General features: G+C 63.2%; 11 protein-coding genes. 8 read left to right on the forward strand and 3 right to left on the reverse strand.

What is annotated here, in order from left to right; translation table 11 throughout:
- Nucleotides 1-81: 81 nt before the first annotated feature.
- Nucleotides 82-801, forward strand: a complete 720-nt coding sequence (gene cuyB, locus AC5WNI_RS07430) for a cysteate racemase (protein WP_487886167.1) — start codon at nt 82-84, stop codon at nt 799-801.
- Between the two features lie 9 nt (nt 802-810).
- On the opposite strand, the gene AC5WNI_RS07435 is transcribed toward cuyB, so the two are convergent.
- Nucleotides 811-1,689 (reverse strand): helix-turn-helix domain-containing protein, encoded by an 879-nt coding sequence (locus AC5WNI_RS07435; protein ID WP_487886168.1) that lies wholly within the window; start codon nt 1,687-1,689, stop codon nt 811-813.
- A gap of 155 nt (nt 1,690-1,844) precedes the next feature.
- On the opposite strand from AC5WNI_RS07435, the gene AC5WNI_RS07440 reads away from it, so the two are divergent.
- Nucleotides 1,845-3,089, forward strand: coding sequence for an MFS transporter (locus AC5WNI_RS07440; RefSeq protein WP_487886169.1), 1,245 nt, complete (start codon nt 1,845-1,847; stop codon nt 3,087-3,089).
- 57 nt (nt 3,090-3,146) lie between these two features.
- A complete protein-coding gene (locus AC5WNI_RS07445; RefSeq protein ID WP_487886170.1) occupies nt 3,147-5,192 on the forward strand; it encodes a bifunctional 2',3'-cyclic-nucleotide 2'-phosphodiesterase/3'-nucleotidase in 2,046 nt (681 codons plus the stop codon).
- A gap of 164 nt (nt 5,193-5,356) precedes the next feature.
- Here the strand turns inward: AC5WNI_RS07445 and AC5WNI_RS07450 are convergent, their stop codons facing one another.
- Nucleotides 5,357-5,662, reverse strand: coding sequence for a hypothetical protein (locus AC5WNI_RS07450; RefSeq protein ID WP_487886171.1), 306 nt, complete (start codon nt 5,660-5,662; stop codon nt 5,357-5,359).
- A gap of 177 nt (nt 5,663-5,839) precedes the next feature.
- Between AC5WNI_RS07450 and AC5WNI_RS07455 the strand changes: the two genes are divergently transcribed.
- Nucleotides 5,840-6,682, forward strand: coding sequence for an alpha/beta fold hydrolase (locus AC5WNI_RS07455; RefSeq protein WP_495929008.1), 843 nt, complete (start codon nt 5,840-5,842; stop codon nt 6,680-6,682).
- Nucleotides 6,683-6,810: 128 nt separating this feature from the next.
- On the opposite strand, the gene AC5WNI_RS07460 is transcribed toward AC5WNI_RS07455, so the two are convergent.
- Nucleotides 6,811-7,509, reverse strand: coding sequence for a GNAT family N-acetyltransferase (locus tag AC5WNI_RS07460; protein WP_487886173.1), 699 nt, complete (start codon nt 7,507-7,509; stop codon nt 6,811-6,813).
- 330 nt (nt 7,510-7,839) lie between these two features.
- Between AC5WNI_RS07460 and AC5WNI_RS07465 the strand changes: the two genes are divergently transcribed.
- The 4 genes from AC5WNI_RS07465 to AC5WNI_RS07480 are packed head-to-tail and all read left to right on the forward strand — an operon-like array spanning nt 7,840 to nt 12,804.
- A complete protein-coding gene (locus tag AC5WNI_RS07465) occupies nt 7,840-9,462 on the forward strand; it encodes an ABC transporter substrate-binding protein (RefSeq protein ID WP_495929009.1) in 1,623 nt (540 codons plus the stop codon).
- On the forward strand, nt 9,459-10,385 hold the full coding sequence (locus tag AC5WNI_RS07470) for an ABC transporter permease (protein ID WP_487886175.1): 927 nt from the start codon (nt 9,459-9,461) through the stop codon (nt 10,383-10,385). The genes AC5WNI_RS07465 and AC5WNI_RS07470 overlap by 4 nt, the downstream gene beginning before the upstream one ends.
- On the forward strand, nt 10,382-11,299 hold the full coding sequence (locus AC5WNI_RS07475; RefSeq protein ID WP_487886176.1) for an ABC transporter permease: 918 nt from the start codon (nt 10,382-10,384) through the stop codon (nt 11,297-11,299). Before AC5WNI_RS07470 ends, AC5WNI_RS07475 begins: the two co-directional genes overlap by 4 nt.
- Complete coding sequence (locus AC5WNI_RS07480) at nt 11,296-12,804, forward strand: ABC transporter ATP-binding protein (RefSeq protein ID WP_487886177.1); 1,509 nt, start codon at nt 11,296-11,298, stop codon at nt 12,802-12,804. Before AC5WNI_RS07475 ends, AC5WNI_RS07480 begins: the two co-directional genes overlap by 4 nt.
- Nucleotides 12,805-12,922 lie beyond the last annotated feature (118 nt).

The raw sequence follows: 12,922 nt of genomic DNA on the forward strand, positions 1-12,922 counted from the left end.
CAGTTTCTCGAGAGGATGCCGGCCACGTCGCCATCCTCTCGAGCCTTGATCTTCAGTGAGAGTTTTGTCGGAGAACGACCAATGAGAAGCTCGCATGACGCCTCGGGCGCAGAACATATCGTCGTGGGCGTGTTGGGCGGCATGGGGCCGGATGCCACGGTGGCCTTCATGCAGCAGGTGATCCAAGCCACACCGGCCGAGGATGACATCGACCATGTACACATGGTGATCGACAACAATCCCAAGGTGCCGTCGCGCATCAAGGCTCTGCTGGAAGGGGGCGATGTCTCTCCGGGGCCTGCCATCGCGGAAATGGCCCAGCGACTGGAGCAGTCCGGGTGTGATTTTCTGGTCATGCCCTGCAACACCGCCCACTACTACTGGCAGGATGCGCAGGACGCCGTCTCGATTCCGGTGTGGCATATCGTCGAGCGCACCCTGGACCGAGTGGCGGCGCAGTGGCCGGGCGCACGTATCGGCATGCTGTGTTCCCCGGCGCTGCGCAAGATTGGCCTTTACGAAGGCTTCATTGCAGCGCGTGGCCTGTCGCTGGCTTATCCCCAGGATGAGGACGCGATGCTGGAGGTGATCCGCAGCGTCAAGAAAGGCCAGGTGAGTGATGACGCCGTCGGGGGAGCCTTCCGTCAGGCAGCTGCTGACCTGGTGGCGCAGGAAGCCGATGTGCTGGTACTGGCCTGCACGGAGCTTTCCATTATCAGTCACCTGCTGGGTGATCGGCTGCCGATCGTGGATTCTGTCGAAGCGCTGGCCGTCAGCGTGGCGCAGGCGGCCACTCAGTAAGCGTCGCCGTCACGCGCCGCCCATGCCACTGCCCGAGCGGCGCTGCTCGCGTTCCTGCAGGTAGCGGGCGGGCGTGGTGCCGAGCAGCTTCTTGAACATGCTGATGAAGGCGTTGACGGACTGATAGCCGACGCCTTCCGAGACGCGCTGCACACTCATACCCTCGGCCAACAGGCGAATCGCCACCACCAGGTGCAGTTGCTGACGCCAGCGGCTGAAGCTCAGGCCGGTGTCACGCTGGATGAGTCGGGCGAGGGTGCGTTCGCTCATCGCCAGTTCGCTCGCCCACTCGGCCAGGGTGCGTCGGTCATCCGGGGTCTTGATCAGGGCATCGCTGATGCGGGTCAGCCGCGGGTCTTCGGGCAAGGGCAGATGCAGCCGTTCGCTGGGCATGCAGGCCAGCTCTTCCAGCAGCACACCGACCAGCCGCGCTGTCGGCCCCTGTTCAGGATATGGCTGGGGCAGCTCCGCCAGACGCAGCACCAGCTCACGCAGCAGGGGTGAAATTGACAGCGTGCAGCTGTGGCTTGGCATCTCGAGCGCGCCGGGCTCGATGAACAGGTGGCAGACCCGGCCGCCACGGGTCAGATGATTGCTGTGGGGCAGGTTGCCGGGAATCCAGACCCCGCTGTGCGGGGGCACCATCCACAGGCCTTCCGGCACGCGACTGGTCACCACGCCATGCAGGGCGATGACCAGCTGCCCCTTGCGATGCTGGTGGATCGGGACCTCCATCACCTGCTGGCCGGTCTCGACATGCAGGGCGCTGGCCGGAATCTCGTAGATGTCCGGGTCGTGCTCGCAGACGCTGCTCGAAAAGGGCACCTGATCGGGGCCACGGGTGCTGACTCCGGGCGATGACGGCAGGACGGGTGTGGTCACTGACATGGCGACTCGCAGATTGTCTGATTTCAGTGATCTGATGTCATGATGGCTCAATTCTGCAGTGGGCGAGGGGATTAAGCTAGCCTCACTCTGTATGCGGACTCACCTTTGGGTGTCATCCCGTCATTACCCCGTTTCACGATCGCTGCGAGCGCCTCATGACTGAACTCTGCCACTCGTCTCCTGTCCGGCGACTGAGCCACCCGGCCGTATTGATCGCCGGTATCCTGTTGATCGCCATGAACCTGCGTGCGCCCTTCACCAGTATCGCGCCACTGCTGGAGCGCCTGCAGGCGGCGCTGGGCTTCAATGCCACGGCGGCTGGCCTGTTGATGATCCTGCCGCTGCTGGCCTTCGTCGTCGTCTCACCCTGGGTGCCGCGCCTTGCCAGAGGTCTCGGGCTTGAACGCAGTCTTTTCCTCGCCTTGCTGACGATCGCCGCGGGCATCGTACTGCGGGTGCAGGGCAGCATGCTGGCCCTCTATCTGGGTATCGGCCTGATCGGGGCAGGCATTGCCGTGGGCAATGTGCTGCTGCCCAGTCTGGTCAAACGCAGCTTTGCGCAGCATGTCGCGCTGCTGACCTCCTGCTATGTGCTGACCATGGGCATCATGGCCGCCATCGCCTCGGCGCTGATGGTGCCGTTGGCTCAGGGCAGCAGCGCTGGCTGGCAGTACTCGATGCTCATAGTGGTCGTCTTGCCATTGGTGACGATGGGGGTGTGGTGGCCGCAGTTGTCACGTCGCTCCCTGCCGGCGGCGGCGAAGGAAGCCGAGAAGGTAGCAGAGAAGGGTGCCGCGCGGCCGGTGCGTCAGGCAGCCGTGTGGCGCTCGCCACTGGCCTGGCAGGTGACGCTTTTCATGGGCATCAATTCGTTGCTGTTCTATACCGTCAACAGCTGGCTGCCGAGCATGCTGGCGGACAATGGCTTCTCGGCCGAGAAAGCGGGCTCGTTGCATGGTCTGCTCCAGCTGGCTTCGGCCTTGCCGGGATTGATTCTGGTGCCCCTGATGCCGCGCCTGAAGGATCAACGCCTGATCGCCTTCGCGACGCCCTGTATGTCGCTGGCGGGGTTCATCGGGCTATGGCTGATGCCACAGTGGGCACTGGTGTGGGTGCTGTTGCTGGGCGCGGGCTCCGGGGCCAGCTTCATTCTCGCCTTGTCATTCATGGGGCTGCGGGCGCGCGATGCCATGCAGTCGGCGTCGCTGTCGAGCATGGCGCAGACGCTGGGCTATCTGCTCGCGGCCATGGGGCCGCCGCTGATCGGCGCGCTCTACGATATGCAGGGCAATTGGCAGCTGGCACTGATGGTCTGCGCCGTCCTCAGTGTGCTGATGGCGGGTGTCGGCTGGCTGGCGGGCAGGGACCGCCACTTGCCTGAGGCGTCGGCATCTGAATAATGGAGCGCTGCCCCCAAGGGGCACTGGCACATCCCCCCCATGACAAGGAAGTGAGAGATGGCGAATGCTTCATCGGCTAGCGAAGATCAACGGGCGTCTGACGCGCCAGGTGCTGCGCAATACCCCGGGCGTCGGCGCAAGCCGCATCTGCGGGCAGCCATCCTGGGCCTGGCCAGTCTCGGCGGTATCTTCATGATCGCTCAGCCAGCCAATGCCGCGACGCTGTCACTGCGCGTGATCGAGACCACCGACATCCACGCCAACGTGATGGATTACGATTACTACAAGGACCGCCCCAGCGTGCGCATCGGCCTGGTCCGCGCGGCGAGTCTGATCAAGCAGGCGCGTGCCGAGGTGGCCAACAGTGTGCTGCTGGACAATGGCGACCTCATCCAGGGCAGCCCGATGGGCGATTACATGGCGGCAGAAGGTCTCGAGGAGGGTGATGTCTTCCCGGCCTACAAGGTCATGAATCAGCTGGATTACGATGTCGGCAACATCGGCAATCATGAATTCAATTACGGGCTCGAGTATCTCGAACGGGCGCTTTCCGGCGCGCAGTTTCCCTATGTGAACGCCAACCTGCTGGACGCCACGACAGGCGAGCCGTACTTCACGCCCTACCAGATCACCGCCCATGCCTTCACCGACAGCGAGGGCAACACTCAGACAGTGAAGATCGGCTATATCGGCTTCGCGCCGCCGCAGGTGATGACCTGGGACCGCAAGCACCTCCAGGGCCGCCTGACAGCCGAGGACATCACAGAGAGCGCCAGACGCTGGGTGCCCGAGATGCGCCGAGCGGGCGCGGACGTGGTAATCGCCATCCCGCACTCCGGCATCTCGACTGACCCCTACCGGGTGATGGCCGAGAATTCGGTGTATTACCTCTCGCTGGTCGAGGGCATCGATGGCATCGCCTTCGGGCATGCCCATGCCGTCTTCCCCAGCGGGGAATTCGCCGAGGTACCGGGGGCCGATATCGTCAGGGGTACCCTGAATGGCGTGCCGGCGATGATGCCGGGCCACTGGGGCAGTCATGTGGGCGTGATGGATCTCGAGCTGAGCAATGCCTCGGGCCAGTGGCGGGTAGTGAGCGGCCAGACAGAAGCACGCCCGATTCAGGTGGGTGGCGAGGCACAGGTGGTGGAAGATGCCGAATTGGCAGCGCTGGTCGATCATGAGCACGACGCCACGCGCGAGTACGTCAATCGCAGCATCGGCCGCGCCAGTGCGGCGATGAAGAGCTATCTGGCGCTGGTGCAGGACGACCCGACGATCCAGATCGTCAATCGCGCTCAGGCCGATTACGTCAAACGCTTCGTCGAAGGCGACCCGGACCTGGAAGGCTTGCCGATTCTTTCGGCAGCCGCGCCATTCAAGGTCGGTGGCCGTCACAATGACCCGACTCAGTTCACCGAAATGGAGGCCGGCGAGCTGAGTTTCCGCAATGCCGCCGATCTCTATCTCTATCCGAATACGCTGGTGGCGCTCAAGGTCACCGGCAGGGAAGTGCGGGAATGGCTCGAGTGCAGTGCCGGCCAGTTCCATCGCATTGATCCGACGCTCGCCACGCCCCAGCCCTTGATCAACTGGGAAGGTTTCCGCAGCTACAACTTCGACGTGATCGACGGCGTGAAGTATCAGGTGGATGTCACGCAGCCGGCGCGCTACGACGGCAATTGTGCGTTGATCGACGCCGATGCTCACCGTATCCAGGGCCTCAGCTACCAGGGTGAGCCGGTCAAGGATGACGATGTCTTCCTGCTCGCGACCAACAACTATCGCGCCTACGGCGAGGACTTCCCCGGCACCTGTGAGTCGTATATCGCCTTCGCGTCACCGGATGAAAATCGCAGTATTCTGGCCCAGTACATCTCGCGCCAGACGCAGCAGCAGGGCGCGGTGGACCCCGCGGCGGATCACAACTGGCGGCTGGCCGCGATCGACACTGACACCCCGCTGGATATTCGCTTCACCACCGCCCCCGGCGAGGATGCGCAGCAGTTCATTGATGCTCAGGCCGTTTACCCGATGACGCTGGTAGATCAGGACGAGATGGGCTTTGCCCGTTATCGCGTCGGGCTGGACCGGATGGAATAGCCGAGGCAGCTCATTGTCGAGCACGTCGTTACTGGCCTGGATTCAGGTGGGAAAAACGCCAGTCAGCAATTGCTGACTGGCGTTTTTTTGTCACCAGACGCTACCCGTTATCTGTGTCATTACCTGCCTTGCCTCAAGGCTCTTGAGTGCTGCCTGACGGTGGGTCAGCGCCAGGGCGCGTGCAAGGCGATGCTAAGCAGTACGCGTTTGCCGCGCTCGATACGGCTGACGCTGTGTTCGTGAAGATCGGGGCGAAACAGTACCACGCGATCCGCGATACGAAAGAGGCTGCCATCGGTCTCGAAGACACCGCCCCGGCGGGGCTTCTTGAGCACGATATTGAGCTTGTAGTAGCTGCCGCTGCCCATCGGGTCGTTGTGGCGCATCACGCTGTGGCCTTCGGGGTAGGTCACCAGGTTGATGGTCAGGCGGCGAAGATCGAGCAGGCTGCGGTTGATGACACGGGCCATGGGCGTTTCCCTTGAATTTGATGGGGCCATTAAAGCGTATTTTGAGCAGTCAATCAAAATCATGCTTGAGTGATCGCTCAGGAATCATTAAGGTGGTCCTACGTTCACGACATCACCGCGATATAGCACTGTCTCGCCAGGCCGTGATTGAGTATTCATCAAGCGAAGAGGTCAGCAATGAGCCACGACAACGTGACAATGGAAGCCCTGAAAACCCGTTATGCGATGATCGAAGGTCACCGCATTGCCTACAAGGAAATGGGTGAAGGTCAGCCGCTGTTGTTGATCCACGGCATTCCGACCAACAAGCTGATGTGGCGTGATGTGATGCCGGAATTGGCCAGGCATTATCGTGTCATCGCCCCGGACATGCTCAACTATGGCGAGTCGGACATGCCGGTGGATGCTGAAGTTTCCATCAATGCCCAGACACGCATCTTCATCAAGCTGATGGATTCACTGGGTGTGTCGAGTGCGGATGTCGTCTCGCATGATATCGGTGGGGGTATCGGTCAGCTGATGGCCGTCAATCATCCGGAGCGTGTTCGCCGTCAGGTACTGATCGACAGCGTATGCTTCGATTCCTGGCCGATTCCGGAGTTCAAGCAGCTGCTGGAGCCGGGCGTAGAGGAATCAACCAGCGTCGAGGAATTCATCAGCACCATGCGCGGCTTTATGCCCAGTGGTGTGCATGATCCGGCGGTGGCGACCGAAGAGATGGTCGAGCGCTATGTGTCCCAGTGGAACAGCGAGCAAGGCAAGGCGGCTTTCTTCCGCAACATGCGTCGTCTCAACAAGGAATACACTCAGGCCATCGCCGGTGAGCTCAAGAATATCGAGATCAAGACTCTGGTGCTGTGGGGCGGCAAGGACAACTTCCAGAAGCCGGATTACGCCCCGATGCTGGCAGATGCCATTCCGGGTGCCGAGCTGATCTGGGTGAAGGATGCCGGTCACTGGGTGACGGATGAAAAGCCGCAGGATACCGTGCGTTATATCCTGGACTTCCTCGCCCGCTGAGGAGGTGCCCATCAGCCATCAGCGCAGTAAAATCTCACCCCATGATGGTGAATGCACCCTGAGCGACAATGCCCGGTCATATGGCCGGGCATTGTCGTATCTGGCGGAAATCGCACACAGGAAATCGCCTAATGCTGCGCGATGTTCCGCGTGGCCGGAGGGGACTGTCGCTTGCGCTTGGCGGTGATCGTCAAGGCCTCTTCATCGATAAATCCATCGATGATTTTGTCGAGAGGCGCATTGCCCGACAGGGGCGTGGGCGTATGATCATCCCGCGGGGAGAGCATCGGCACTGTCTGGAAGGAGAGAGGTCTTTCCAGCACCATGATGCTGCCATTGCGCGTCGGAGTGCACTGCTCATTGACCAGGGTGAAGCCGTGGCGCTGGTAGAGCGCCAATGCCGGGCTGTCGGAGAAGACTCTCAGGCGCAGCGCGCGCGCGCAGGGCTGAGCGCCCGGGGATAGCTCGGAGGCACGGTCTTTCACCAGCGACTGGCCGTACTCCTGTTGGGTTGCCAGCTGGATCAACCAGTTCAGGCAGGCGGAGCCGACACCGCGACCTTGCCAATGTGGTACCAGTTGCAGATCGCGAAGATACAGAATATCCGGCAGGGCCTTGAGGCTAATGAAGCCGACCCACTCGCCATTGATGCGTATCGCGTAGTTCTCGTTGTCTCGCCAGCGCTCGCTGAACAGCTCCTCGTCCCAGCTCATGCCATGCCGTTTGTAGGTCGCGAGCATGTTGCCGCAGCATAGTCGCCGAGCCGCGGCGCTCAGATAGCTGCTGCAAGCCGAATCGCTGATAGGGGTAATGCTGAGATCATCCATGATCCTGTCGCTTATTGTTGAGGGTAGGGGCACAGATGCGCGGACTGATGACTATGCGTCCCTGATAGCGGACCAGTCGGTTAGCGCATACTAATGTAATTTGCCATCTATCATCGGATGTTGGATTGCCGCTGACAAGTGAATGCCTGTCCAGTACTTGCCCAGCGCTTCTCAAGTACCTTTCAAGTACTTGTCCAGCTTTGCCCGGGCGCAGAAGGGAAGTCGAGAGTTGCCACAACGTAATAGTTACACTATAACATTGCGTTTTTTTGTTGGCCGGCGCCGGTCGCGCGCCGGCATCCATGCTCTTGCTCGGGACGCGCGATATCGATGGTCAATTTGCTCTCAAGGCTTCGGCGGCAATACCGAACCTTCCTTCACGATCGCAGCCAGCTGGCCGTCGCCAGCGTCGCGCTGAGCTTGGCCGTGGTGCAGTTCAGCCATGCGCAAGATGCCTCAGCTGCGCAGGCATCGGCGGCTGACACACGGCGTCTGGAGATCGTCGCACCCTTCGATATCAAGGGGGCGGACCCGCTGCTCAGCGGTATTCTTTTCCAGCGTATGCAGATCGTCGAGACACTGGTCGAGGTGGACGCCACGGGGGAGCTGCAGCCGGGGTTGGCGACCGATTGGGAGGTCTCGGAGGACGGCTTGCAGTGGTGCTTCACGCTCCGCTCCGACGTGCAGTTCCATGATGGCAGCCGTCTGGATGCTGAAGTCGTGCGTCAGAGTCTCGAGATCGCACGTGCCAAGCCGGGCATCCTGAAGTCGGTGCCGATCGAGCGGATCGTCGCCGAAGATGTCCAGACGCTGGTGATTGCCCTCGACGAGCCCTTCGCCGCGTTGCACGCCTATCTGGCCGATTATCGCCAGCAGATTCTGGCACCCAAGTCCTTCGATGAGTCAGGTACTGCCCAGCAGGTCATCGGTACCGGCCCTTATCGCATGCTGCGCATGACGCCACCCTTGAGCCTTGAAGTCACCGCCTTCGAGGACTACTGGGGCCCGCAGCCAGAGGTGCGCCAGGCGCGCTATCAGGCGGTGAGCCGCGCCGAGGGCAGGGCATTGATCGCCGAGAGCGGAGATGCCGACTTCACCTATGGGCTGGACCCCGCCAGTCGTAAGCGTCTCTCCCAGTCACCGCGCGTGACATTGGCGGCGGCTGCGACGCCGCGCACGATGCTGCTTAAGGTCAATGCCAATCACCCGGCCTTCCAGGACCCGGATGTGCGGCGCGCATTGAGCCTGGCGATCGATCGCACCGTCATCGCGCAGGTGGTGCTGCGTTACCCGCGCGGGGCCAGTCAGCTATTCCCGCCGATGGTGGAAGGCTGGCATGACCCCGCGCTGCCCGAGCTGCATCAGGACGTCGCCGAAGCGCGCGCGCTGCTGGATGCCGCTGGCTGGAAGGTCGCGGAGGATGGCGTTCGTCAAAAGGACGGTCAGCGCCTCGCGATCAGCCTGATCACCTTCTCGGACCGACCGGAGCTGCCGCTGGTCGCCACGGTGCTGGAGCGCCAGTTCCACGCCATCGGCATCCAGACGCGTCTGGACATCACCAACTTCTCGGCGATTCCGGCCGGCCACCACGACGGCAGCCTCGACATGGCGCTGTTCGCGCGCAATCTTGCCATGGTGCCGGACCCCATCGGCAACGTGCTGAGCGATTACGCGGGAACGCCTGAATCCCCCGGTGGCGACTGGGGCGCGATGGGCTGGTTCGATGCGAACTTCACCGCAGAGCTTGAGCGCATGGCCCGCGAGGGCTATGGACCCACCCCCGAAGGTGAGGACCCGCGTGCCCGGGCCAGCGGCGTGATCCAGCAGGCATTACCCGTGATCCCCATCGCCTGGTACTACCAGAATCTGGCGATCTCCAATCGACTGCAAAGCGCTCAGGTAGACCCCTGGGAGCGTAGTTTCGGCCTTTCAGAATTGCGGTGGGTACAATGAATATCCCTTCACGTCTGTTGCAGCTATTGATGGTGGTGCTGATGGTTGGCGGCGCCAGCTATCTGATGATGCAGAGTCTGCCCGGCGATGCCGCCTGGCGCATCGCGGCCGGTCGCTATGGTTATGACGCGTTGGATGCGGCCGCTGCGGCCTCAGTACGCGCCGAACTGGGCCTCGAGGCACAGGGCGGCATGCACTTCCTTTACTGGTTGGGCGACATCCTGCGCCTGGAGCTTGGCACCTCGCTGATTTCCGGGGAATCGGTATGGGTAGAGATTCGTCATCAGCTGGGCAACTCCCTGTCGCTCGCCGGCGCGGCGCTGGGTATCTCGCTGTTGATCGGCCCGCCGCTGGGGTTGCTGGCCGGTCTGCGTGCCGGTGGCTGGCTCGATCGCAGCTTACTGGCCGTCTGCAGTCTGCTGCGCGCCACGCCGCAGTTCCTGCTGGCGTTGGTGCTGATCCTGCTGATCTCCGTGGAGATGGGCCTGCTGCCGGCCGCCGGCCACGGTGAGCCGCAGCACTTCATTCTGCCGGCGATGACGCTGGCGCTCGGGCTGGCAGCGGTATCGGCACGCCTGGCACGTGATGCCATGGCCGCCGTCACCCAGACGGCTTTCCATGATTTCGCGCGCTGGAAGGGCCTCAGCAACGCCCAGACCTTCTGGCGTCACGGCCTGCGCCACGTGGCCTTGCCGCTGGTGACCTACCTGGGACTGCAGTTCGTGACCCTGGTGGAAGGGGTGGTGGTGATCGAGAGCATCTTCGGCTGGCCGGGCATCGGCCATGCGCTGGTGCACGCCATCTTCTCGCGCGATGTGCCGATGGTGCAGGGCACCGCCCTGGTGCTGGGCGTCGGCTTTGTCTTGATCAATCTGCTGATCGATCTGCTGGGTCGCCAACTGGACCCACGGGGTGTGAAATGAATCAGGTGGTGGAAGGGCTTGCGCCGCAGCGCGTGGAAGCCGCGCGTCGTCCACGTCTTGACTGGCCGTTGCGCCGGGTGATCGGGGCCGCGATGGTCGCCAGTCTGGTGCTGCTGGCTCTGCTGGGCAATCTGGTGATACCGGGGGACCCGCTGGAGCAGCACCTCTATCGTGCGCTGCAGGGCGCGGATGCCGTCGGTGCCTCTGGCGCCGGTGAGGTGATCACCAGCGCCCCGCTGGGCTATGACCATCTTGGGCGATCCCTGTATCACCGTCTGGTGGCGGCGCTCGGGCTATCGCTTTCCATTGCCGCGGGGGCGGTGATTCTGGCCGCGTTTTCAGGCATCTCGCTGGGTCTGCTGGCCGCGGGACGCGGTGGCTGGGCCGAGCGCCTGTTGAGCCTGTTGGCAGACAGCCTGCTGGCATTGCCGGGGTTGCTGCTGGTGCTGATGGTCAGCGTCATCCTGCCGTCGACGCCGCTGGCATTGTGGTTGGGCCTGTCTCTGGTGCTGTGGGTGGAGTTCTTCCGCCTGGCCCGCGCCACCGGTCGCAGCGTGCTGGCGAGTCCCGGCGTCGAGGCCAGCCGTCTGCTGGGCTTCGGGGCCTGGTACCGTTTTCGTCATCACCTGTGGCCCGAAATGGCGCCCGTGATGATGACGGCGATGGCCTTCGGCATGGCCAACGCCCTGATGGCGATTGCCGCGCTGGGCTTCGTGCACGTCGGCATTCCGGAGCCCACGCCAGAGCTGGGCACCATGATGGTCGAACTGTTGCCGTATTGGCGTGAAGCGCCGTTCGCGCTGCTGACGCCGGTGCTGGTCACCTTCCTGCTGTTGCTGGGGCTGTTGCTGATGTCCGGCAGCAAGGCCAGAACGTCAACCGCCGCGGTCACCCTCGAAGGAGCGCGCCCATGAATGTCGCGACAATGACCACACCTTCTTCTCACACGCGGCTTGGGGCAACGGCGGATGATGTGGTGCTGAGCGCCGAGGACGTGAGCGTGCGGGTCCAGGGTGCGCAGACGGCGCTGCTGGCGCCTGTCTCGCTTGCGCTCAAGGCGGGCGAGCCGCTGGTGGTGATCGGTGAGACGGGATCCGGCAAGAGTCTGCTGGCTCAGGCACTGCTGGGCACGCTGCCCCCGGAGCTTGTGGCCTCCGGCAGTCTGTGGCTGGATGGAGAGCAATATCCTCTGCATACGCCGGAAAATCGTCGCCCCCTCTGGGGTCGCCGCCTGGCGGTATTGCCCCAGGAACCCTGGCTGGCGCTGGACCCGCTGATGAAGGTGATTCGTCAGGTCGGAGAGGCATATCGACTGGTCGCGGGGCGTTCGGCGCAGGCCTCCCACGCGGCCGCGCGCAGTGATCTGGAGCAGCTGGGGGTCGCCGCGGCCAGCGAGCAGCTGCCGGGCAAGCTGTCCGGCGGCATGGCGCAACGTGTGGCCTTTGCCGCCGCCCGCGCCGGCGGCGCGCCGCTGTTGATCGCCGATGAGCCGACCAAGGGGCTGGACGCCGCCCGCGTGAGCGAGATCGGCGAGCTGCTGCTCAAGTCACTGGCCGAGACACCGCGTGCCGGCTTGATGGTCATCACCCATGACATGGCGCTGGCGCACCAGATCGGCGGCCGCCTGATGGTGATACGCAGGGGGCAGGTGATCGAGCAGGGCGCGACGCGTGACGTGCTGGCCGCGCCGACACATGCCTATACCCGACGCCTGGTGAATGCCGCGCCTCAGGCCTGGCCGGAGGCTGCCTTCAAGCCGACAGCCGACAGTGCGAGCCGTGATGGCAAGGTGGCAGGCGAGCCCATCATCCGCGCCGAGAATCTGACCATCGCGCGCGGGGACACCTCGCTGCTGCGTGACGTGGAACTCAGCGTGAAGGGCGGTGAGATCATCGGCATCCAAGGCGCTTCAGGCTGTGGCAAGTCATCGCTGGGCGATGCGCTGCTCGGCCTGTTGCCGCCGCATTCAGGACGCGTGGTCCAGCATGCCGAACGCCTTGAGTATCAGAAGCTCTATCAGGATCCCGTGGCGACCTTCCCGTCACGCCGGACACTGGGTCGCCTGTTGAAGGATCTCAGCGCACGCCATCGTCTCGACGACAGCCAGCTGCCGCAGCTGATGGAGCAACTGAGCTTGGCCCCGGAATTGCTCTCGCGTCTGCCGGGACAGGTCTCGGGTGGCGAGCTGCAGCGTTTTGCGCTGTTGCGTCTGATGCTGATCAAGCCGCGCTTCGTGTTCGCCGATGAGCCGACCTCACGCCTCGACCCGCTGGTCCAGCAGGAGGTGATCGCCTGCATGGTGAAGATGGTGCGGGAGCAGGGCACGGCGCTGGTGCTGGTCAGTCATGATGCGGCACTGCTGCGCAAGGTCGCGGATCGCGTGCTGGTAGTAGAGGAAGGTCGTTTGAAGGCGCTCTGATCGCTCACCTGCCCGCACCGCTGCATCATCGCAACCGCAAGACGAAGCTTCATAAGACAACGCCCGGCCGAGACTCTGCAGGAGTCTCGGCCGGGCGTTGGCGTTTGGTGTCTGCGGG

The organism is Cobetia sp. PDI-12MA (assembly GCF_059507695.1).

Bases quoted from the DNA above. Each gene is read 5' to 3' on its own strand.
- AC5WNI_RS07465 (WP_495929009.1), top strand. From the start codon at position 7,840: ATGGTCAATTTGCTCTCAAGGCTTCGGCGGCAATACCGAACCTTCCTT.
- AC5WNI_RS07440 (WP_487886169.1), top strand. From the start codon at position 1,845: ATGACTGAACTCTGCCACTCGTCTCCTGTCCGGCGACTGAGCCACCCG.
- cuyB (WP_487886167.1), top strand. From the start codon at position 82: ATGAGAAGCTCGCATGACGCCTCGGGCGCAGAACATATCGTCGTGGGC.
- AC5WNI_RS07475 (WP_487886176.1), top strand. From the start codon at position 10,382: ATGAATCAGGTGGTGGAAGGGCTTGCGCCGCAGCGCGTGGAAGCCGCG.
- AC5WNI_RS07470 (WP_487886175.1), top strand. From the start codon at position 9,459: ATGAATATCCCTTCACGTCTGTTGCAGCTATTGATGGTGGTGCTGATG.
- AC5WNI_RS07445 (WP_487886170.1), top strand. From the start codon at position 3,147: ATGGCGAATGCTTCATCGGCTAGCGAAGATCAACGGGCGTCTGACGCG.
- AC5WNI_RS07480 (WP_487886177.1), top strand. From the start codon at position 11,296: ATGAATGTCGCGACAATGACCACACCTTCTTCTCACACGCGGCTTGGG.
- AC5WNI_RS07435 (WP_487886168.1), bottom strand. From the start codon at position 1,689: ATGTCAGTGACCACACCCGTCCTGCCGTCATCGCCCGGAGTCAGCACC.
- AC5WNI_RS07460 (WP_487886173.1), bottom strand. From the start codon at position 7,509: ATGGATGATCTCAGCATTACCCCTATCAGCGATTCGGCTTGCAGCAGC.
- AC5WNI_RS07455 (WP_495929008.1), top strand. From the start codon at position 5,840: ATGAGCCACGACAACGTGACAATGGAAGCCCTGAAAACCCGTTATGCG.
- AC5WNI_RS07450 (WP_487886171.1), bottom strand. From the start codon at position 5,662: ATGGCCCGTGTCATCAACCGCAGCCTGCTCGATCTTCGCCGCCTGACC.